Here is a 23,120-nt window from a genome sequence, read left to right on the forward strand (position 1 = left end):
ACTATTAGGTTGGAAGCTCATATTTATACGATGAATACATTTTGCCTTACAGTAGCGAGGTGAAATTGACTGAAGCGGACCTGATGTGGCTTTCAGCACAAGAGTTAACATATGCAAGGAATGAGATTTATGCAAGGCATGGATTTATTTTTAAATCAGATGAATTGAACGAATATTTTGGAAGTAAGTCTTGGTATTATCCTAATCCGGAGTTTGATGGTACATTATATGGTATTGAGAAAAGTAACGCTCTTTTTATTAAGGATTATCAAGAGAAATATAATTTGCAGTACAAGCCAAACTAAAGTGCTTTTGCGAGTTATTGATGTTTGTTTCCTTTGTAAGTCTTTTTTTAAGACTTTGAATACCAAAAAATATTTGAGGTCGCAAAATGCCACCTAAAATAATTGTAGTTAATAGAGATTAAAAAACATACATTTTCGTTTACTATTTTGATTAGGCGAGGATCTTATTCTCTTGCCTTAATCCATTCATAAATGTCTTATAAACACACTTTAACAGATGGCTTATGATTCTTATTCATTCCAATACTTTTCTGTTTCTTGAGAGGTTGTTTTGATTCCGAAGAGCTTCCACATGAAATCTTCACGCTCATCGTAAATATTTACAATATATATAGCAGAGTCGCTAATACGATAGAATATATAGTTTCTTGCAGCATATATGTAGCGGTATTCAGTTTCGATACCAAACATTTCTTGGACAGATATGCCCAGATATTCATTATTTTTAATGGAGTGAACTCTGTTATTTATCTTAGCGAAAATCTCTTTTCTTACGTTAGTTCCAAATTGTGTATCCAAATGCCTGCGCATTCTGGTAATCTTATCTTTGTAGTCTTGTGAATATACAATTTTCTTCATTCTGTCAGTCCCATTAGTTTCTGTATTTCGTCATCTTCAACCCAACCCTCTTGATTAGAGCGATTTTCGGCTTTTTCAAGATCGGAAATAACGGAATGAAGCGCTCTGAGCCGATCTAATTCATCAGCTTCCTCTATAGTCATGATTGTGTAAGCTCCACGACCATTTCGTGTAAGATAAACGCGGTTGTTGATGTCAACTTCTTTTAAAACATCTGTATAATTTCGTAAGTCTGAGATAGGCATAATTGCTGGCATAGTAACACCTCCTTTATAAAACAAGTAATGTTTATATAATAATTATAAGTCTCAGCTGATATAATAACAAGCATAAACACGCGTTAATTTATCAGCAGTTGTTGCGGCGTTGTGGATTTCCAGCCTGTAAGCACTTTTTAGAACCCTTACAGGCTGAAACTTGTTACCAGATACCATAAAACTTTTATAAAAATCAAGCAGCAGATTAGAGATGATCTGCTGCTTTTTCGACTAGGTAGAGATTAGTTCTTATAATGTCCTATGCGATTAGTGTATTTAACCCTTTTACAGATCCGCTATTTATGATAACTATTGATGGATTTCACTTCAGACGTTACTGTTTTAGCGGAACAACAGCTATTGTTTTACCAAGTGGAGCAAGCAGCTTTACCAGGGTATCTATTCTGGGCGAGGACTGGCCGCTTTCTATTCTTGCTATTACGGGTTGTTTTATCCCAGTAATCTTTTCCAAATCTCTCTGACTGATTCCTTGCTCTTTACGAGCCGCGATAATTTCTCCCATCAAAGCTACACGCAGGTTGCTTTCGGCAATTTCTTCAGGTGTATAAAGTTCTTCTCTAACTTCGTTCCATGTTTTAAACTGTCCCATTTTCGCTGCTCCTTTCCAAATAATCAGTCAACTCTCGTTTTGCTTGGTCGATTTCTCTTTTGGGAGTTTTCTGAGTTTTTTTAACAAATTGGTGTAGTAGTATAAATTTGCCATTAACGAGTCCGGCAAAAAAGTATTCTGTTGCTTAATGGCCTTAATTCCCAGATTTCACCGTCCAAATGTTTACATACGGGTTCGCCAATATAAGTTCCATATGTAGCCAAAGCTTGGATGTAATCATTGACCTTATTCGCATTAACGCGTGCTTCTTTCCCTTTTGAATTAGTTAGTTTCTTTAAAAATTCTAATATCTGTGAATTGCCATTTTTATCATGATAAATAATTATGTCGTACATGTGAGCCCTTTCCTATACTTTATGATAACTTAAAAGTTATCATAAATCAAGCTTTAGAAATGGGTTACCAGGTACCACAAATACGTTAGCAGCGTATATTTTTGCTGCAGATTCGGTATATATCGGAAAAAATCCTTTTCCTGTATAATAAGAAGAGTTTCTGTTGTACAAAAGTAAAGCTTATCTGTTGTATCAGAAAAAGGGTGAGTAGATATGCATTTTGTTGAGGTAAAAGGTATTTTGACCACAAACGGCGGACGATGCGGAATGAATATATATCGAGGCTGTTCCCATGGCTGTATTTACTGTGACAGCAGGAGTAAATGCTATCAGTTTACGCATCCTTTTGAAGATATTGAGGTTAAGCAGAACGCACCAATGCTGCTTGAGGCGGCCCTTAAGTCAAAGCGTAAGAAGTGCATGATCGGAACAGGTTCCATGTCAGATCCGTACATGCACTGCGAAACCGAACTTGAGCTAACGAGAAAGTGCCTTGAGATCATACACAGATATGGATTCGGGCTTGCAATTCAGACCAAATCTGACCGGATTCTCCGGGATATAGACCTCCTTGATGATATCAATAAAGATACCAAATGCGTTGTACAAATGACCCTTACAACGTATGATGATAAGCTATGCAGCATTCTAGAACCAAATGTCTGCAATACTAAAAGACGCCTTGAAGTTCTCAAGATGATGCAGGAAAGGGGCATTCCAACAATCGTCTGGATCACACCGATCCTTCCTTTTATCAATGATACAGAAGAGAACGTAAGGCAGATCCTTGAAGCATGCGCCAAAGTGGGTGTAAAAGGAATCATTGACTTTGGTATGGGACTTACTCTCCGTGAAGGTGATAGAGAGTACTTCTATGCAGCTCTTGATAAGCATTTCCCAGGTATGAAAAAAAGATATATCGAAACTTACGGTAATGCATACGACCTTCCAAGCCCTGATTCAGGTAAACTCACAGGTATACTAAAAGAAATATGCATGGAAAATAATATGATGTACAAACCAGATGACTGTTTTAGGTACATGAATGAGTTTCCGGAGAAGTATAAGCAGATGAGTTTGTTTGATGTATAAAGATTTTATAATAACACATTAAGCAACAACTAGCATTCATACGCCTGCTGTACATTTTGCTACTACATATTTTCACATCTAAGTCCTTTTTTGGAAAAAATGCGGAGTGGAATATATGGCCAAAAAGTGTATAATTGGATTCTTGAGTTCTATAGTATACGGCTATAGAAATGTCATAGGCTAGTATTCAAAAAAATATTCTTCTAAGCCGTCTACTACTAATATTTACGAGGTTTTCAATGAATAATCAGTTATACATCTACGAAGAAGTTTGTGATCTTATTAATGAAAAAGGTCTTGATCATTACAAAAAGGAAAATGATGAAGATAAGTTTATCTGGAGATTTTCAGAAAGTGGTTCTTCACTTCATGTTAATACAATATCAAGAAGTCATTATGTACTCTATGCTACAGAGAAAGACTATAACCTGATCCATAAAAAGGCTGAGGAGGCCAAGCTGGCACTGCCTATAAAGGAATCTAAGAAAGACATAATCGAACTTATGGTCTCCCAGTATGAGGGCGTTGCAAGTAAAGCAATCCTTTTTGTTAGAAATGGTAACAAGGGCCTTCTTCAGAACCCTGATGAGAAGAAGCTCTATCACGTGATCTACTTCTTTACTAACGACAATCTTAACTTCGTCCTTGACTGTCTTTTAGAGAATGCACTCTATAACGAGAAATTAAGACAGAAAAAGGCATATGAAGAAAAGCTTAGAGCATCTGAGGAGCTTAAGGCTCTTGCAGCTGCTCAGACAAGAATGATGAATAGCCAGAAGTACAGACGTAAGGTCCCTATGTATGGAGATGCAAAGTCGGGGGCAACTTCTTACGGCGTTGCAAGTGCTCTGTCATACATGAAACCGGGCGCCAGCGCAGGCTCAGCTCCAGCTAAGAAACTGTCCGACGAAGAGATCAGAAATGTCATCCCCGAAGGCGCATCCGTCTCACACAAGAAATACGGCAATGGCAAAGTTAAGTCTATCATCGAAGGTAAGATTGACGTACTCTTTGAAGATTCGGTAGAAAAGACCTTCGCCGCACAGGTATGCATAGACAAAAAAATACTTACTATCAACTAATAATTCAAAACTTTCGACTTGGCGGTGCAGTATCTCCAAAAGTTTTTGGAACTGCCAAAACCAAGAGTAAAACCAAGTAACAAGTTATCAGGCTACAAGTGCAAAAATGCATCTGTAGCCTGTTTTTTATACAAAGCTGTGTATAAAAATACATTAATGGTGTATTATGTATTTACGAATTACAAGCATATTGCGATAATAAGAATTAATACATCTCGCATACTTATGTTTACATTCCCGTTCGGATTTGGTGGTTCGGTAGTCTTGTAGGATTTGCAGGAGTCTGGGAACCCTTGGCAGGCAGAATATAAATTGTTGCCACGCTTTTAATTGTTTTATAAAATTCATGAGCGTGATAGCTGGAGGTTTTTATTCTGTCTGGGGTCCACATGTGTGAGCGAAGCGAGTTTGGACCCCAAGAATAAAAAGCGCCAGATATCATGCCATGAATTTATAAAACAATTACAGCGTGGCAACAATTTATATTCTGCCTGCCAAGGGTTCCTGGACTCATGCAAAGACTTCAAGGCTACCGCACCATCAAATCCGAACGGGCGATACCATAATGGAGGTACATATGGCAAGGAGAGTTTTTGATTTTAGTAGTGATGAAGATGATGACAAGAAGGTAGCGGACAAGAATCCGGTTACTTATAAAGTCTTTTTTCAGGATGTATCTCTTCCAACCCCAAGAGAGCCTATCATGGTCCTTTCGAACCCCGAAGGCGCCTTTGAACATCATATAAGCGGACATTTCATGGATCCTGCCAAGCGTACAGCTTTTAATTCTGATGATCCCAATGCCAAGGCAGATATACTTAAGATCGATGCAAGATTCGTAGAGTTCGTGAAGTGGCTTGGAGCTAACCGCATAAGTGTCAGACTATCCGGAAAAAGTGTAAGAGGCGGCTTTGCCATATACAAGATCCGTGAAGTTGAGTCCGGAATATCCTCACAGCTCTCTGCTCAGGACGGCTTCCTTCAGTATATGATCACAAGGCTTCTATCAAGCCATATATCAGAAGAGGATTTTGAGACAGGAAGTAGTGAAGATGATGAAGTAGATGATGATAACATGAAGCTTACATCCCTTCAGTCTATTACGGACTTTCTTAAGTGCGCAGGAGGAACTTTCCCGTCCAATATCAGAAGCTGGGCAAGGCGTAATCTTGCTGTTGCTGCATCTGATGAAGTCAGTTCCGAAGAAAGGCGCCATGCCCAGAGAGCCCTGTCTACTATGATGAATATTCAGTGGAAGGATTCGTATTTCGAATCCATAGACCCTGTAGAAGCAAGGCGTATACTCGATGAAGAGCTCTATGGTATGGAGAAGGTCAAGCAGCGGATCATAGAGACCATAATCCAGATCAACAGAACTCACAAGCTTCCTGCATATGGAATCCTTCTGATAGGACCTGCCGGAACCGGCAAATCCCAGATTGCGTATGCGATAGCCAGAATACTAAAGCTTCCCTGGGCAGCACTTGATATGAGCGCTGTACATGACCCTGAGCAGCTTACAGGAAGTTCCAGAATATATGCCAATGCTAAGCCAGGATCTATCATGGAGGCTTTCTCAAGAGCAGGTCAGTCCAACCTTGTATTTATAATAAACGAGCTGGACAAGGCTGACAGCGAGTCTACATCAGGCAATCCTGCAGATGCACTGCTTACGCTTCTTGATAACCTTGGCTATACAGACAACTATATGGAATGCATGATCCCGACTACAGGTGTATATCCCGTAGCTACCGCCAATGACAGGAGCAGGATCTCTGACCCTCTTCTTACCAGATTTGCTGTTATTGAGCTTCCTGATTATACACATGATGAGAAGAAGACTATTTTCCTAAAGTATTCACTTCCAAGGGTCTTAAGAAGACTTGGTTTAAGTGACAAAGAGTGTGTTGTGACAGATGAGGCTGCTGATGTAGTTGTAGATCACTACAAGAACGTATCCGGCGTAAGAGACTTAGAGCAGGCAGCAGAACATATGGCTGCGCATGCACTGTATCTTATAGAGACAAGTAAAGTGGCGAGTGTGCAATATGACAGAGAAGCTGCAATAAAACTTATGGATGCATGATCACCCTGTCTATAGCTGACATGGTGTATCATTATATCGAGTACACTATATACTATTATTATTACAAATGGAGAATCCGTTATGAATATACAGATAGAAGCACGTAACATGAAACTTGCAGCTCCAAAGCTTGCAAATACATCAATAGAGCAGCGCAATAAGGCTCTCCTTATGATCGCTGATGCCCTTGAGAATAGTAAAGACAAGATATTTGCAGCCAATGATGAAGATATGGAGGCTGCAGCAGGTGAAGGCCTTGCCATGTCTATTCAAAAAAGGCTTAAATTCAATGAGGCCAAGCTCGCTGATGCTATATCCGGTATCAAGCAGCTTGTAGATCTTCCTGATCCTACGGGAAGAGTACTTTTAAAAAGAGAGCTTGACGAAGGACTTGTACTTACAAGAGTCAGTGTGCCCATAGGCGTTATAGGTGTTATCTTTGAAGCTCGTCCCGATGCCCTTGTTCAGATCGCATCTTTGTGCATCAAGAGCGGTAACTGCGCTATTTTAAAGGGAGGCAAGGAGACAGCAAAGACCAATAGAGTTCTTTTTGATATAATAAAATCCAGTGTCATAGAGGCTGGACTTCCTAAAGAGTGCCTTCTTCAGGCACAGCTTCATAATGAGATTGATGAGCTTCTTGCTTGTGACAAGGATGTAGATCTTCTGATACCACGCGGGTCTAACAAGTTTGTAAGATATATCATGGAGCATACCAAGATACCGGTAATGGGACATTCCAGCGGTATCTGTCATATATATGTTGATGACAAGGCAGACACAGATGCGGCAATCCCTGTTATAATAGATGCTAAGACTCAGTATCCTGCTGCTTGCAATGCTGTAGAGACTATCCTTGTTAATAGAAAGATAGCTGATAGCTTCCTTCCAAAGCTTGCCAATGCTTTTAAAGACAATAATGTCAAAATGAGAGGAAGCAGTGAGGTCTGCAACATGCTTAAAGGCTCCTTTGAAGTCGAAGTTATGGAAGATGACGACTTTGCTACTGAGTATAATGATTATATAGTTTCTATCAAATTAGTAGATGATGTGGTAGAAGCTGCTGACCATATCAACCGATTTGGATCGCACCATACAGATAGCATTCTTACAACAAATGATAGTGCTTCTGAATACTTTACCAAGATGGTGGATAGCGCTGGAGTATATGTTAACTGCTCGACACGTTTTGCTGACGGATACAGATACGGATTTGGAGCAGAAGTCGGTATCAGCACCGGCAAACTCCATGCAAGAGGTCCTGTCGGACTTGAAGGACTTGTTACTTATAAATATAAACTTATCGGAAGCGGTCATATAGTCGGAGACTATGCCGGAGGTCTTAGATCTTTTCATCACAAGGATCTTGACTTCTAATACGATAAGAGATCGAGTACATTGTATAAAAGCATGAACAATAAAAAGCTATTAATCTCTTTTTTTATAATGATATTGGTCCTTACCGGATGCACTGACAAAAAAGCGCTCGTAGAAGTAGATGATGCAATAAGTGCTGCATCCGGCCAAGCATCCAGCGATTCCTTCAATAGTGCAGACTATGAAGAAGATGATAATATGGCAGGGCCTAAAGAGGGTACCAGTGCTTATGAGCTTGATTGGATAGAGATAGCTTATAATGGTATATCTTTATATATACCTTCAGAATGGGAACTTGTAGATTACGAAGATGCGGATATGGTGAGGTATCAGGATACTCAGAGTCCCGACTGTATAGTCCTTGCATATTATAATGATCCGGATATTAGTAAGGAGCAAAGAGAGGATGCAGTCCTTTTTGGAAATGCGCTTATAGACAGAGGTTATATGAGACAAGGAACCCAAAAAGGTGTACCTGCCGTGAATGGCTCAAATATTGTATTTAAGGCAATAGGTACTCTGTATATTGAAGAGGATCCTTATCAGGCTCTTATGTACTACTATCCTGTAGGTGACTATGGTATTGTGGAAGCCTTGTTCATGCATGCAAACGATGTTGACAATAAAAGCGACAGATCATGTCTTGAGATGGCAATCTCAACTATGGAAGTAGATGATGAATCTGTTCCGGAAGATAGTAAAGATCTGGGGATACAAGATCTTGGAACTCTTCCTGTAACACTTTTAGACAATGATGAGATGACACTGACAGTTACAGGCGTAGAGGGGGACAGACTTACTGTAAGTATTGCCAATAAGACGGATGGAGAGCTTAACCTGAGTCTGGATGCGATGTCTGTTAACGGCTATGACGTAGATGGAACCTGGATTTATGATTTTGATGGATACGAGTTTGATAGTTCATTATATACAGTGGATGCAGGTAGTGAAGACGAGATCTATCTGACGGCAAGTGACCTTGACACTTACAATATCAAAGAGCTAGGCAGGGTAGGTATCGTATTCTATTATTATGGATCTGATTATAAGACCCGGTTCAGAAGTGACTATCTCTTGTTCGATATGGCAGATGATTATGAACAAGAGGATTATATGTCATATGAGCCTTCTGATGATGTGGTGTATCAGGATGACAAGATAATGATCACATATGAAGGTGTTATGGACAATACTGCATGCTTTATGGTGCAAAATCTATCTAATGAGCGTTTTGATGTAAGCGGTAGTAAGATTTCTATCGATGGTGAGTATCAGGATAATATGTCTTCAGCTACAGTATATCCCGGAAATATGCGTATGATGGCTATAGACGATGTCGAGGTAGAATCCGGAATGACTATGATGATATCTTTTTCGATAAAAGATTCAAACGGATCCCGTTATAGTACAGACACCTATTCTGTGGATCTGTAACAGTTTTTCTAAGCGTTGTGCAGATGATTTTAACATAAATATTTTATGTTATAAAACTAAGCCCTGTTTTGGTTATATGCCGAGCGGGGCTTTTCTAATGTGTAAACTTTGGGTGAAAAATGCCTTCATGGATTCATGTAATATGATCTCAACAGCAAGAGATACACGAAAAAACTAAACACTAATAATATGAGTTCCTGAAGGAGGAAAAAGAAATGATGAACAATGAAAACACTATGGCAGCAGGTAACAACCAAAAGGTAACAAATGCCTTTGACAGGGCAGGGGATAAGAAGAAAAAGGCACTTATTGGAGTGCTTATAGCAGCATTTTATTGGATCCCTTGTGTGCCAAGAACATATTTGAATAAATTGCAGATTCGCTTCTATATGGTATACTACATAGGCACCAAAAAGGTCATTACAAAAATGTTCGAAAAATAAAAAATAATCCGATATAATGTAGTAGTGCCAAATAGATTTTTGGTGTAATAAAGTTTTATGAGGTGAATTTTGTATGAAGATTTTCAGAAAAGTAGCAGCAGCGCTTGCGGCAGTAGTTATTTGCAGCAGCTTTGCATCATTTACTTCTCATGCAGGTGAGTACATCCTGTTTGAGAACCCCGAAGGATTCGGATATTATTCCTATGCAGATATGTATCCTGATCTGTATCAGGCTTATGGCTATGATAAAAACAAGCTCTGGTCCCATTATGTCAACAACGGCTTTGGGGAAGGCCGCCTTGCAATGGTGGACAGACGTTCTATCCTTACAGTTGAGAACTTTGATGCAGCCCGTTATGCAGCAGAGAACCCTGACGTAGCTGCAGCAGTTGGAACAGATCCATATGCACTCCTTATGCATTACAAGAACAACGGATATCTTGAAGGACGTCAGGTATACTCTACAGACGTCAGGATTCAGGGTGTTCTTGATGCCTGCAACGTAGCAGATACTATTACCAACAGCTCCATGAGCGAGATGGAGAAGGTTCTGGCTATACATGACTGGATGTGTTACAATCTTACATACGACTACACTTACTCTAAGTATAGCTATCTTAATGCAATATCTGAAGGGACCGCAGTATGCCAGGGATATGCAGAGCTTTTTGACCTGTTCATGCATATTGTGGGAATAGAATCCAAGATTGTTACAGGATACGGCACTAACGGTCTGCAATCAGGACTGCATGCCTGGAATGAAGTTATTATAGGCGGAGTGACATATGCAATTGATGTCACATGGGATGATATGGGAGAATATGGCATTCCTGTCCGCTACAACTATTTCCTTATAACACCACAGCAGATGTCTGCAGATCATTGGGAAGATGACTATTACGTAGCCTACAAATATATCTATATTCACCGCTGATACATAAAAGATATCTTGGGATAGGATATTATTTGAATAATGTATCTATTTGATAAGATATCTTTTGGATAAGGTACCTTTTAATAAGATATATTTGAATAAGGCTATTTTACCAAAGAGGTTTTGAATGGATTATAAAGGGTTATCGGGAGCATTTTTTGCAACTGTCCCCGGAGATTTTTTTAGTATATTATCATCGCCTAACAGAGAGCTGTATCTTGCAGCTCTTTTTGTTGTGCGTGATGCATTTGAAGATGAACTTGCCATCAGCAAGAAGGATCTTAGAGAACAGATACTTATATCGCTTGAGAACAGTATCGCAAGTGCTGATCTGTCAGAAGATGTAGAAGAGGGAGAAGTCATAGATGCGGAGCTTTTTAAAACTCTGCCCGGCAAAGCCTCTTTCCTTTTAGGCAAGCTCATACGAAAGGGCTGGCTGTGCGAAGAAGATTCCAAACAGGGATTTGAGCGTGACATAGTTATGCCTGATTATGCATCGGATATGCTGGAATATCTCTATAGAGAGACAAGACCCAGGGCAGAACTTGCAGACTGTGATGTATTCTCAACCTATGCTGTTCTTAGTATGGCAGGTGAAGAAAATGGTACAAGGCGCGCCCGTACTATGTCCAGAGCATTAAAGGTAGCATCAGACAATGCCGGAGATCTGTCCAAGACTTTCAGGAACCTATACTATTACATCGGTAAGTATTACAGAGAGCATGCTGATGATGAGAATGTCAGAGATATGCTTGAGAAGAGATTCAAGGAAGGCGGTGAGCAGAGCGTCATAGATGCTTATTATCATCCCTTAAAGACCAGTGATTCCATAGCCCTCTACGGAGGCGATATCTTAAGGTTCGTAAGAGAACTGGACAAAGATCCTGACCTTATCCGTCAGATGGCGCAGACTGATACCTCGGCTGAGATGTCAGGACTTGATGAAGATGAGAGGATCCTCGAGATCAGAAGGCGTATCGATATCATCTACAGAACCTTCTCGGAAGCAGATAACAAGATTGATATGATCACTGACAGGAATGCTGATTATAACAGGCGTTTTACACAGGCTGTCATCCACAACCTTAGAAGTGACAATTCTATTGTTAATAAGATTGTCCGTATCATGAAGGGAATGGAAGAGAACAAGGCATATTCCATGAAGGTACAGTCGGGTCTTGGTGCGGTTCAGTCCACCTTTATCGATGAGAAGTCTCTTAGAACCGATACATACAGACCTGAGAAAAATGAAGAAACCAAGATGCTACTACGCCCTCACCATGAAAAGGATGAGAAGAGAACCAGAGACTTCCTTAAAAGGAGCTTTGGTGGTTATACCATGGCTGATGCAAGAAGCTATGTCAAAGACAAAATGCATGGCAGAAAGCGAATGGAGACAAGTGAGATCATCAGGGAGACAGATAACTTTACGGAGGATGATTATACACTTCTTATCATGGCTTCACTGTATGGATTCTCCAATGGTGAATACAAGGTACAAAAGTCAGGAAGACACATTGAAGCCGGATCATACAGTGTACCTGATATGACATTTACGATTAAAGAAAGCGGAGCTGATTCTTAATGAGTGACTATTATAACAATGATTTATATGAAAATGATGACCAGTTAGAATTCGACGTACCTCAAAGTCGTCAGGGTACAAGAGAGAGCGATTTTGAAGACAATGCAGATCGCACGGTTACAGGCCTTTATAACAGACTCAGAAGATATGATCAGGACTATTTTAAGAGGGTAGTAAGACTTCTTTTGTCAGGAACATATATCCTTCAGATGGATTATGACACAGAGACAGGACTCTTATCCAGAAACGGCGATTATATCTTTATCGAGTCCAATTTCGACCTGTTATATCTGTATTTTGAAATGGGCGGTTTTGAACTTGTGCATGATAAGGACAATGGCCTTTTTGCACTTCAGAGTGAGTCTGACACAGCAAGGTTTCATTTTAATCTCAATACTACAAGGATAGCTCTTGCTCTTAGATGTATATATCAGAAGAAATACAGCGATCCGTCTACGGGAGATCAGATCACATCTGATGTTGGCGAAGTGGTTCAGTTTCTAAAGGACAATGTCAAAGTTGACATAACCTCCAACAAACAGCAGATGGCCAATGACTTCAAGACATTTGTTAATTTTCATATCATTGAAAAAGGCAAGGGCGAATGGAGAGACCCACAGACCATGTTCCGTATAACTCCTGCTATACTTCATCTGGTATCTGCAGCCAAGGTTACAGAACTCTTGGAGCTTAGGGATGAGATGGAAGAGGACAAGGAAGCATAACACGGTACATACGATAATACTTAGCTATAGCAATGAATTGAAAATGGGACATTTTCAAAAAGCTAATTATGATGGGAGATTTTAATGATAAGACTTAATAAAGTTTATGTATATAACTGGGGTAAGTTCGATGAGCCTACGCTCCTTCCGATAGGTGATGTGACCCTTTTGTCAGGAGCCAATCAGGCTGGTAAATCCCAGATCATAGATGCAGTTATGATGGTCCTTACAGGCAAGAAGAAAGGAATCTTCAATAAGGCCGCAGACAAGCATTCTGCAAGAAATGTAGAGAAGTATCTGTATGGCTACTGGGCCTCCAACAACCAGGAGAAGTTCCTTCGTCATGACGGCTTTTTTACAAGCTATGTAGTGCTTGAATTCTATAATGATGTCAAGGATACGTATTTCTGCGATGGTTTTGTAGCAGACTGTCCTCAGGATCACACAAGACATGCAGAGCGCTGGATGTCTTTTGCCGGTAAGGGAATCCCTGAGAACCTCTTCGTACTTGATGATATGGCTCTTAATATTAGTGAGCTCAAGAGGTTTCTTGCAACCTATGTAGGAGAAGAGAATTACCATTTCTATACAGATACCGAATACAGTAAGTATATAATGGCAGCCTATGGCCAGATAAGAAGTGAATATATATCACTTCTAAAGGCAGCAGTATCTTGTAGTATCGGTGAGAACCTCAATATAGGAAGCTTTATAACAGACTCTATATGTTCTGTAAATGAAAGCGTCGATCTTACTTCCATAAGAAGTACCATACATGACTACTATGATCTTCGTGACAAGGCTCAGTCCAGCCGTAGGAAGCTTGAGAAGCTTGAGAAGATAAGTGAAGCTTATAACGTATATCACGAGGATGCAGTACTTGTTAAGACCCTTGACTATGCGATACTTCGTGATGAACAGAAGATCCTTGAAAAAAGCTGTGAAGATTCCCAGAATCTCATCGAGCAGCTCACCATGGATATAAGTCAGGCCAAAGCCATGAATGAGACCAGGAAGGACAAGCAGAACCGCCTTCAGGACAAGATAGGTCATGTACATGAAGAGCTTGGTAAGTCTGATACAGAGCAGATCAAAAAGAACCTTGAAAGCAAAAGGCAGGCTGTAGATGAGAAGAAAAAAGGCTATCTTGATAACCTTCAGAGTGTACATCAGGCCATTACAAGCAGGGCAGGCAGCTGGCTCATGCTCCTTATGGAAGCAGAGAATGCAGGTTTTAACTGCGATGATGAGTACAAAGAGATACTTAAGAATGCTCAGAATATTAAAATAGAGGATCTTTCTTCTTACCCGGAGAAAGAGGTTGATGACAAGATAGGCAGCCTCTATCAGGAACTGTCCGCTTTTCATGCAGGACTTAAGGCAAGAAGCCTGGAGGTTCGAAATAAGGTGAAGGAGCAGGAAGATAAGATAGAGGCTCTTAAAAGTAATCAGAAGCAGTATCCCAAGGAGACTCTTAAAATTAAAGAGCTTTTGGAAAAAGAGCTTTCGAAGAAATTCGGAAAAGATGTTGAAATCCCGATCTTTGCAGATCTTCTTGAAGTCAAGGATGCAAGCTGGCAGGCAGCAATAGAGGGATATCTTGATAATCAGAGATTCGATCTATTGGTTCCGGAGGAGTATTATGATGAGGCTCTTAAGATATATAGAGCCAGTAAAGATGCTCTTCACGCCTATAAGTCAGGTCTTGTCGATACCAGAAGGATAAGGGAGAACTGGACAGGAAGTGCTGAAGAGGGTTCTCTTGCACAGGAACTTCTGACAGACAACGATGATGCAAGGCTCTATGCAGATTATAAGCTTGGATTTATCATCAAGGTAGATAATACAGAGGATCTGTATAAGTACAAGTGTTCTATTACCAAGGACCTTCTTATATATAAAGGATTCGTAACAAGAGGTAAGCAGACTAGTCAGACCTTCTATATAGGTAAGAGTGCCATAGAGCAGCAGGCCAAAGAAGCTGCGGATGAGCTTGCAAGACTTGCCGAAGAGAAAGATGCTCTTATGGCCAGCATGTCAGTTACAAGAACTGATAAAGTTGAGAAGTGTCTTGTAGACAGAGACTTTTTTGACAATGCTGTAAGTCATGCAGATGATATAAATGCTCTTGAAGAGGAATCACTTGAACTTCTAAGACAGATAGGAAGTGTTGATACTACTCGTGATGAAGAGCTTCACAATGAGCTTAGAGGCTTGTCCGCCCGCCTTGAAGAGGTAACAGAGCAGATTAGGCTTAGCAGTATCGAATGCGGACGTGCTGAGAACAAGATAGAAAGTGAACAGCGAAAGCTTGCTATAGCCAAGGATGAGATCGCTGCTCTTGAAAGTCAGGCTGTTGACGGATCAAGATTCTCTATGGATTGGCGCATGAATGTAGGCGATCCATGGATCAGAGAAGATTCCGGACAGAACAGACGCGGAAGCCTTAAGAAGATCCGTGATGCTCATAACAGAATGAGGCAGGAGACTTTGGATGCTTCTACAAGGCACTTTGCCCTTGTAAGAAGGCTTAGGACAGCTTACAACCAGGAAGAGATCGCAGGCTTTGATCCTGAGAGAACCTTCGATAATGAAGAGTATGAGACAGAATACAAGAGACTGTCTGAGAGCGGCTTCACAACCTTTGAAAATGAAATAGACAAGGCTGCCCAGAAAGCGACCAATGAGTTCAAGGTTGAATTTATAGGTAAGCTTAAATCCAATATCCAGAAGGCTCAGGAACAGATAGATGCTGTTAATGAAGTGCTGGCTTCCAAGTGGTTTGGTAATGTCAAATACAAGCTTATCCATGAGAAGGCCAAAGGATACGAGCGCTTTTATGATATGTTCATGGATCCAAATCTTGTTAAGGTCGATCCTGATCTTCCGGGATACGGCGGAATATCTATCTTCTCAGGTTTCTTTGAAGAAGCTCACAAAGATGAGCTTGATGAGCTGTTGCAGCTTATAATGGATGAGAAGAATCTGACAACAGAACAAAGGCTTAGCAGAGAGAAGAAGCTTGAGATGTACACAGATTACAGAACATACCTGCGCCTTGACCTGTGCTCCATAGACCATTCTGGATCCAGCAAGTATATGTCTGATGTCATAAGAGATGAGTCAGGATCAGGTATTCAGACTCCTTACTATATAGTAATGTTCGCTGCTATAGCTCAGAAGGTCCGTGCGGCTCAGGGTGAGAATACTTTAAGAGTCGTGATCCTTGACGAAGCATTTAACAAGATGGATGAAAGTAAGATAGCAGCATCAATTGAGCTTCTAAAGAGTTTTGACCTGCAGCCGATATTCTGCTGTGTACCTGAGAAGGTTAAGGTTATAGCTCCCAAAGCTGATATAACCAATATCGTAATGATGTATACCGATAAGAGTAGTTATGTAGAGCACTTCCTTGATAACGAAGCGCTTACACGCATAGTGGAAACTGCCTGAATTTGTAAAGAATTTGGAGATTTTGGTCTGTTCAGGTTAGAAGCATTAGTTAATGATTTTGAACTAAAACTTGATGGTATAGTCGCCGATAACTTATATGCATGTGAGATGGGCCAAATTATTACCTGTTTTGATACCAAGCTTACATTGCTGCTGCGTTTGTTATAAATTACAAAGCTGTAACTATATTTATTAGTTTTAGGAGGTGGATATGACCAGAACAGAAGCGGTTGATAAGAACTTATCTCCTGAGGAGACCAAAGATGTCGTATCCAGAGGGCACGTTTACAATATGCCTTTTGAGGTGAATCAGTATGTATATATGATCACCGGTGGAAGAGCGCTCAAGGTAGTAGTAACTGATATAGGAGTTGGTTCTATCCAGCTCAATGGTCAGTGGTATACCTGGGAAGAGATGGAGAACAAGGGCGGAGTATATGAAGCAGAGTTTGACGCCCTTACAGCTATCGCACAGATGATGTGATGTAGAGTTCCCGACATTACAGGACGTAAAAGGGAATGTCCAGAAGTACATGGATGTACTTCTATTCCTGTCTTTATTTGGGACGCTGGATTTACCTTTGGCGTGGATAAATGCATCTTGACGCACATTTTGTGTGGCTATATAATTAAAAGGCGCTGTACAGGCGCCTTTTATTATTAGGGCGTATACGTAAGCGTACATTTTATCATATGTTTGGAGACGTATCAAAGTGGTCGTAATGAGGCGCACTCGAAATGCGTTTGTCCGCAAGGGCACGCGGGTTCGAATCCCGCCGTCTCCGCTGATTAGAGCTATAGTTGTCATGGTTGACAATTATGGCTCTTTTTTATGATGATGGTGGCATGCTTCTTTCTGAATAAGAATAGATATAAAGAACAGATCACGTCATCATATTTAAAAAATGTATAACGATTTTCTTGAAGATGGACGTTTTTTTGTTAATATATTACAAAAAAATACTTGATTGTTGTAGGTATTTTTGGTAGATACAATTAACGAAATATCGTATAATGATGGTCGCGGGAGAGGAGTCTTACCACCTTTTGTTTTACTTTTAATTAAGGAGGTACAGTATGTATTTAAAGACAAAGACTATCGCAAAAACTCTCACCGCAGTTCTTTTGGCTATGATCATAGCTGTTATTCCGCTTATAAAAGTAACTGCAGCAAAATCCAAAGATTCGGATTTTGAAGAAATAACTGTTGTTGACATTGATGAGACAACTGTTACGATCACAGACATTGATGAGGATGGAACATGGGGCTATACACTTAAGGTTACTATTGAAAACAAGTCCGAAGATATCACTTACATGTATACAATTGATAATGCATCTCTTAATGGAGTATGTGTTGATCCTTACTTCTCTGCAGAAGTTAAGCCCGGCAAGAAATTAAACGAAGAGATAGAGTTCTATATGACAGATGAAGAAAAGGAACTTATCGGCGAAGTTACAGATATCCATATCCTTATGTATGCTTATGATTCTGATGACTGGTCTGCTGACAATATCTTCGATGAAGACTTCCATATCTATCCTAAGGGAGAAGAAAATGCTGAAGAAGTTATAAGAGAAGATGATGATGAGGATGTAATATTATCTGAAAATGACGATGTAAGATTTATTCTTACCGGCATAGAGTGGGATGATACCTGGGGCTATGAGCTTTCAGTATATATGGTCAATAATACTGATAAGAACGTAGTATTCACAATTGATGATGCATCAATTAATGGATACATGGTAGACGTATACTGGGCAGATTATCTTATGGCGCAGACCAGTGCCCTTGGCGAGATCACCTTCTATCTTGATGATCTTGAAAAGATAGATATTACAGAAGAAGATGAAATAGAAGATTTAGAGTTCTATTTCAGCGTATATGATTCAGATGACTGGTCAGGTCCTGATATCTATAATGAAGATATTTCTCTTACAGTTAATTAAAATAAGTATACTGGCTATGCAGATACATAGCTTTTGGGTAACTTATTAAAGAAGATAAAGATAATATCTATAAAGGCACCTGATGCCAAAGAAAATCCGGTATTAGATAAGATTCCTAAGCCAAAGCTCCTAGACGAGGGAGAGCTTTGAGGGTTCTTACTAATACCGGATTTTCGTTTGCATTTTTTAACTACAGTTTTTAAATATAAATCTGAAGTATTGTTTTGAAATTATTATTCGTAAGTTTCTGAACTTATTCTACGTCTGCCAGAGCTTCCACATCTTCTTCGCCTGTACGGATCTTTACAACCTTGCCTACATTGTAAACAAAGATCTTACCATCTCCGATGTGGCCGGTGAAGAGAGCGCGCTTTGCAGTTTCAATTACTTTTTCTACAGGGATCTTGGCAACTACGATTTCAAGCTTAACCTTAGGAAGAAGCGTTGCATCCATTTCTACGCCGCGGTATTTTTCGCCCGCACCCTTCTGAATACCGCATCCCATAACCTGAGTTACTGTCATTCCGGTTACGCCCAGATCATTCATTGCTTTTCTGAGCTTATCATAGCGAGAAAGCTTAGCTATGATAACAACCTTATGTATACCGGAATCAGCTTCGGGATAAGTAGGAGCTTTGATAACCTTGACGGATGCGTTTTTAAGAGCTTCGGAAGCATTATCGTATTCCCCGATTCCAAGATCTGTATTTTCATTTTCCTCCATCTCCATTCCTGTGATATCCATAATGGAGAATCCTGCATATGCAGATGAAAGGCCGTGCTCAGTAACATCAAGACCAGAAAGCTCCTCTTCTTCAGAAGCTCTAAGTCCAAGAGTTGCCTTGATAACAGCGAATGTGATAACAATAGTTACTACTGTCCAGAGGATTGTTGCAAACATTCCCACAAGCTGTATTCCAAGAAGTTTTAAGCCGCCGCCGTAGAAAAGGCCTACAAGTTCGTTGCCATTAGCATCAGCGAGTGAATATCCCGGAACAGTGTTAGTAGAAAAGAGACCTACAGCGATAGTTCCCCATATACCATTCATCATATGAACAGCAACTGCGCCGACAGGATCATCGATTCTAAGTACATTATCAAGAAGCCATACACCAAATACTACAAGTAGTCCTGCTACAACACCGATCACTATAGAACCAAATGCATCAACGCTGTCACAAGGAGCAGTGATAGCTACAAGACCTGCAAGTGAAGCGTTAAGGCACATAGATACATCAGGCTTGCCATATTTTATCCAAGTGAAGATCATGCATACTACAGTTGCAACTGCAGGAGCGATAGTAGTTGTTACGAAGATATCACCAAGCTGATCCAGAGATGTTGCAGCAGCTCCGTTGAATCCATACCAGCCAAGCCAGAGGATGAATACGCCAAGAGCACCGATCGGGATATTGTGTCCCGGGAAGGCATTTACTTTAGTGATCTTACCATTAGAATCTTTAGTGAACTTACCGATACGTGGTCCCAACATCCAGGCACCTATAAGTGCGCAGATACCACCAACCATATGTATACAGTTAGAACCTGCAAAATCATGGAATCCCATCTGTGCGAGCCATCCGCCGCCCCATGTCCAGTGAGCTTCTACCGGATAGATTATGCCTGAAATAACAGCCGAGTACACACAATATGATATAAATTTAGTCCTTTCAGCCATAGCACCGGATACGATAGTTGCTGTTGTTGCGCAGAATACCAGATTGAATACGAATCCTGACCAGTCGAAGTCTGAATAGTGTGAGAAGATGTCGAAGTTGGGCATACCCACAAGTCCAAACAGTGTATCCTCTCCAAGGAACAGACCAAATCCTATAAGGATAAACATTACAGTTCCAATACAGAAGTCCATAAGGTTCTTCATGATGATATTGCCGGCATTCTTGGCTCTGGTAAATCCTGTTTCGACCATTGCAAATCCTGCCTGCATCCAAAAAACAAGTGCGGCTCCTGCAAGGAACCAGACTCCGAATACAAGCGAGTCAACATAAGATAGTATTTCTTCACTCATAATAATCCTCCTTTGGGCAAATATATATTTACTCATTCCTCCCATGGTGAGTTTTAAACTCATCCAAAAAATTTATATAATAAAAGCGCCGGTAGAGTGGACGTCTCACTCTATCAGCGCCTTTGCTGTCAGACCTTTATTCAAGGCCTAATAATACAATATTCATATCACTCAGAAAACAGAAGATCAGCGTATACAGGGAATGGCCAGTATTGCTCATCTACTACAGCTTCAAGAGCATCAGAAGCACTTCTTGCGTCGTCCATATCCTTGATAATAGTCTTATGAAGATACTTCATAGCCTTGTCAGGATCAGCAGGAACCTTGGCAAAATCTGCTTCAAGTTTGCTGCAGGCAGCTGCAAGAGTATCTGTAAGTATAGCAGTATTTGTGGCAGTATTTTTCTCATACTCAACTACTACGCCGGCGGCTTTAAGTGCAGCTGCTCTTTGGCACAGCTCAGCAGTATAAGCGGATGCTGCAGGAAGGATCTGGCGATGGATCATGTCGATCATAGTACGTGCTTCGATCTCGATAGTTGCATTGTAGGTTTCTACATGGATAGCACCTCTTGCACGAACTTCTTCTTCTGTGTATACGTTGTTTTTGACATACAAGTCGATATTCTTCTTGGATACATATTCAGGAAGAGCATCTGCTGTAGATACAAGGTTTGCAAGACCTCTCTTCTTGGCTTCTTTGATCCAGGATTCATCATAACCGTTACCGTTGAAGATGATCCTCTGATGATCTGTGAAGGTCTTCTTGATAAGCTTCTGAAGATCTGACTGGAAGTTCTTGCTCTTTTCAAGCTTGTCTGCAAATTCTTTAAGCTCCTGTGCCATGATTGTGTTAAGCGCAATGTTGGGTCCTGATATTGACTGTCCTGATCCAAGCATACGGAACTCGAACTTGTTACCTGTAAATGCCATAGGTGATGTACGGTTTCTGTCAGTATTGTCCTGAGGTATGGAAGGAAGTACATCGATACCGATCTGTATTGAATGCTTGCCTGATCCCTTGTAGGACTTGCCCTGGATTATGCTCTGTACTACAGCGTCAAGCTCATCACCAAGGAAGATGGAGATGATTGCCGGCGGTGCTTCCTGAGCTCCAAGTCTGTGATCGTTACCTGCAGATGCTACAGTACATCTAAGAGCTTCCTGATATTCATCAACACCCTTTACGAATGCTGCAAGGAAGAGAAGGAACTGTGCGTTCTCGCCCGGAGTTGAACCTGGTTTAAAGAGGTTAACACCTGTATCTGTAGAAAGTGACCAGTTATCATGTTTACCTGATCCGTTAACACCTGCAAATGGCTTCTCGTGAAGCAGGCATACAAAACCGTGTCTGTCAGCAACCTTCTTCATGATCTCCATAGCAAGCTGGTTCTGATCGCAGGCTGCGTTAGCACCTGAATATACAGGAGCCATCTCGTGCTGAGAAGGAGCAACTTCGTTATGCTTAGTCTTAGACAGAACACCAACTTTCCAGAGCTCTTCATCAAGATCCTTCATATATGCAGCAACTCTTGGCTTGAGCTGACCGAAATAGTGATCTTCAAGTTCCTGTCCACGTGGAGGCTTGATACCAAAAAGTGTACGACCTGTAAGCTTTAAGTCTTCACGCTGATTGTAAAGCTCCTTGTCCACAAGGAAGTATTCCTGCTCAGGACCAACCTGTGCCAGAACTCTCTTACTATCTGTATCTCCAAAGAGTCTTAAGATCCTGATAGCCTGTCTTGATACCTCATCCATAGAACGAAGAAGAGGAGTCTTCTTATCAAGAGCCTGACCTGAATAAGAGCAGAATATTGTAGGAATGCAAAGCGATCCGTCCTTGATGAAAGCAAAAGATGTAGGATCCCATGCTGTATATCCTCTTGCTTCAAATGTTGCACGAAGGCCACCTGAAGGGAAGGAAGAAGCATCAGGCTCGCCTCTTACAAGCTCCTTACCGGAAAAGTCCATTACGATCTTGCCGCCTTCTGCTGGTTGTATGAAGCTGTCATGTTTTTCGGCAGTTACACCTGTCATAGGCTGGAACCAGTGTGTGTAGTGTGTAGCACCCTTTTCAACAGCCCACTGTTTCATAGCCTGTGCTATCTCATTGGCAGTTGCAAGGTCAAGCGGCTGAGCATTAGTGATGCACTTCTTCCATGCATTATAGGATGCTGCAGACAGACGCTCTTTCATGGTCTCTTCATTAAAAACATTGCTTCCGAATAATTCCGGCAATCCTTTTTCCTCGATCATTATGATCCACCTCCGTACTTGATATACTAAAACATTAGTTTTGTTACAAATGAAAAAGGTGCCAAATGTACCGCTTAAAGGGTACGATCTGGCACCTTTGCCTTATTCTTATTTATTGCAACAAAAAGGGCAGTTGGGATATGTCCCACTGCCCGGCTCCATTGTCGAAACAATTGATAGACAGATAATAATCCCAGAAAAATAATTTGTCAACAGGCAATTTTAAAAAAGACAGTGTAAATTTACTGTAGGATTTAATGGGTTAAAGGAACCTTGATATGCCTTTGCCTTGTTGGCATCATAAGAATAAGCGAAATTTCATCCGCTCATTTTAGGCTATCATCATGAAGTTTGAGTGTCAATAATAGTCCACTTTCCATCGTACTAAACTAATGTAATTGCTACCGTACGCCACCCTTGACCGAACCCGACAGAAACGCTGCTTGGCTTTGCCGACGGTGAAGATGATAAGAACAGCTAATACTTCCCACCGTCGGGGACAACATCGTAGCGTTTCTGTCAGAACCCATCAAGGGCAAGCCCTGCTACGCAGGATGGCTGGTTA

The 23,120-nt window shown here is 40.7% G+C and carries 19 protein-coding genes and 1 tRNA gene; 14 read left to right on the top strand and 6 right to left on the bottom strand.

The window, feature by feature from the left end; genetic code table 11:
- The first annotated feature begins 41 nt into the window (after positions 1-41).
- Entirely contained in the window at positions 42-305 is a 264-nt protein-coding gene (locus tag BMX21_RS04235; protein WP_278303930.1) for a YARHG domain-containing protein, read from the top strand.
- 231 nt (positions 306-536) lie between these two features.
- Here BMX21_RS04235 and BMX21_RS04240 read toward each other — a convergent pair whose 3' ends face one another.
- From BMX21_RS04240 to BMX21_RS20145, 4 genes are all read right to left on the bottom strand, one after another.
- The gene (locus BMX21_RS04240) at positions 537-884 is read right to left on the bottom strand and encodes a type II toxin-antitoxin system RelE/ParE family toxin (protein ID WP_092041694.1); all 348 of its coding nucleotides are present in this window, start codon (positions 882-884) and stop codon (positions 537-539) included.
- Complete coding sequence (locus tag BMX21_RS04245; protein ID WP_027204652.1) at positions 881-1,141, bottom strand: prevent-host-death protein; 261 nt, start codon at positions 1,139-1,141, stop codon at positions 881-883. The genes BMX21_RS04240 and BMX21_RS04245 overlap by 4 nt, the downstream gene beginning before the upstream one ends.
- A gap of 334 nt (positions 1,142-1,475) precedes the next feature.
- Positions 1,476-1,751, bottom strand: coding sequence for a helix-turn-helix domain-containing protein (locus BMX21_RS04250; protein ID WP_027204653.1), 276 nt, complete (start codon positions 1,749-1,751; stop codon positions 1,476-1,478).
- Positions 1,738-1,854, bottom strand: coding sequence for a type II toxin-antitoxin system RelE/ParE family toxin (locus BMX21_RS20145; RefSeq protein ID WP_442857321.1), 117 nt, complete (start codon positions 1,852-1,854; stop codon positions 1,738-1,740). The genes BMX21_RS04250 and BMX21_RS20145 overlap by 14 nt, the downstream gene beginning before the upstream one ends.
- A gap of 466 nt (positions 1,855-2,320) precedes the next feature.
- Here BMX21_RS20145 and BMX21_RS04260 point away from each other — a divergent pair, with 466 nt between their 5' ends.
- From BMX21_RS04260 to BMX21_RS04320, 13 genes are all read left to right on the top strand, one after another.
- Positions 2,321-3,199 carry an SPL family radical SAM protein gene (locus tag BMX21_RS04260; RefSeq protein WP_092041697.1) on the top strand — a complete coding sequence of 293 codons (879 nt, stop codon included), beginning with the start codon at positions 2,321-2,323 and terminating at the stop codon, positions 3,197-3,199.
- Positions 3,200-3,438: 239 nt separating this feature from the next.
- On the top strand, positions 3,439-4,281 hold the full coding sequence (locus BMX21_RS04265; protein ID WP_027204655.1) for a hypothetical protein: 843 nt from the start codon (positions 3,439-3,441) through the stop codon (positions 4,279-4,281).
- 577 nt (positions 4,282-4,858) lie between these two features.
- Entirely contained in the window at positions 4,859-6,367 is a 1,509-nt protein-coding gene (locus BMX21_RS04270; protein ID WP_022754036.1) for an AAA family ATPase, read from the top strand.
- An 81-nt stretch (positions 6,368-6,448) separates the two neighbouring features.
- The gene (locus BMX21_RS04275) at positions 6,449-7,744 is read left to right on the top strand and encodes a glutamate-5-semialdehyde dehydrogenase (RefSeq protein ID WP_092041702.1); all 1,296 of its coding nucleotides are present in this window, start codon (positions 6,449-6,451) and stop codon (positions 7,742-7,744) included.
- 21 nt (positions 7,745-7,765) lie between these two features.
- Positions 7,766-9,178, top strand: a complete 1,413-nt coding sequence (locus BMX21_RS04280) for a hypothetical protein (RefSeq protein WP_092041704.1) — start codon at positions 7,766-7,768, stop codon at positions 9,176-9,178.
- Positions 9,179-9,393: 215 nt separating this feature from the next.
- Positions 9,394-9,621, top strand: coding sequence for a hypothetical protein (locus tag BMX21_RS04285; protein ID WP_092041706.1), 228 nt, complete (start codon positions 9,394-9,396; stop codon positions 9,619-9,621).
- 73 nt (positions 9,622-9,694) lie between these two features.
- Positions 9,695-10,555: a transglutaminase domain-containing protein gene (locus BMX21_RS04290; protein WP_051199531.1), complete on the top strand. Its 861-nt coding sequence runs from the start codon at positions 9,695-9,697 to the stop codon at positions 10,553-10,555.
- Positions 10,556-10,682: 127 nt separating this feature from the next.
- On the top strand, positions 10,683-12,140 hold the full coding sequence (locus BMX21_RS04295) for a Wadjet anti-phage system protein JetA family protein (RefSeq protein ID WP_092041710.1): 1,458 nt from the start codon (positions 10,683-10,685) through the stop codon (positions 12,138-12,140).
- The gene (locus BMX21_RS04300; RefSeq protein ID WP_092041712.1) at positions 12,140-12,865 is read left to right on the top strand and encodes a DUF4194 domain-containing protein; all 726 of its coding nucleotides are present in this window, start codon (positions 12,140-12,142) and stop codon (positions 12,863-12,865) included. Before BMX21_RS04295 ends, BMX21_RS04300 begins: the two co-directional genes overlap by 1 nt.
- Before the next feature lie 84 nt (positions 12,866-12,949).
- A complete protein-coding gene (locus BMX21_RS04305) occupies positions 12,950-16,318 on the top strand; it encodes an SbcC/MukB-like Walker B domain-containing protein (protein WP_092041716.1) in 3,369 nt (1,122 codons plus the stop codon).
- A gap of 211 nt (positions 16,319-16,529) precedes the next feature.
- Positions 16,530-16,802, top strand: a complete 273-nt coding sequence (locus BMX21_RS04310) for a hypothetical protein (protein WP_022754043.1) — start codon at positions 16,530-16,532, stop codon at positions 16,800-16,802.
- Positions 16,803-17,017: 215 nt separating this feature from the next.
- Positions 17,018-17,103, top strand: a tRNA-Ser gene (locus BMX21_RS04315).
- 292 nt (positions 17,104-17,395) lie between these two features.
- Complete coding sequence (locus BMX21_RS04320) at positions 17,396-18,271, top strand: hypothetical protein (RefSeq protein ID WP_092041719.1); 876 nt, start codon at positions 17,396-17,398, stop codon at positions 18,269-18,271.
- Between the two features lie 253 nt (positions 18,272-18,524).
- Here BMX21_RS04320 and BMX21_RS04325 read toward each other — a convergent pair whose 3' ends face one another.
- Both BMX21_RS04325 and BMX21_RS04330 read right to left on the bottom strand, forming a co-directional pair.
- Positions 18,525-20,300 (bottom strand): ammonium transporter, encoded by a 1,776-nt coding sequence (locus BMX21_RS04325; protein WP_092041722.1) that lies wholly within the window; start codon positions 20,298-20,300, stop codon positions 18,525-18,527.
- Positions 20,301-20,467: 167 nt separating this feature from the next.
- On the bottom strand, positions 20,468-22,555 hold the full coding sequence (locus BMX21_RS04330; protein WP_092041725.1) for a glutamine synthetase III family protein: 2,088 nt from the start codon (positions 22,553-22,555) through the stop codon (positions 20,468-20,470).
- Between the last annotated feature and the right edge of the window lie 565 nt (positions 22,556-23,120).

The sequence above is a fragment of the Butyrivibrio sp. TB genome, assembly GCF_900110805.1.
GTDB classification, from domain to species: domain Bacteria; phylum Bacillota; class Clostridia; order Lachnospirales; family Lachnospiraceae; genus Butyrivibrio; species Butyrivibrio fibrisolvens_C.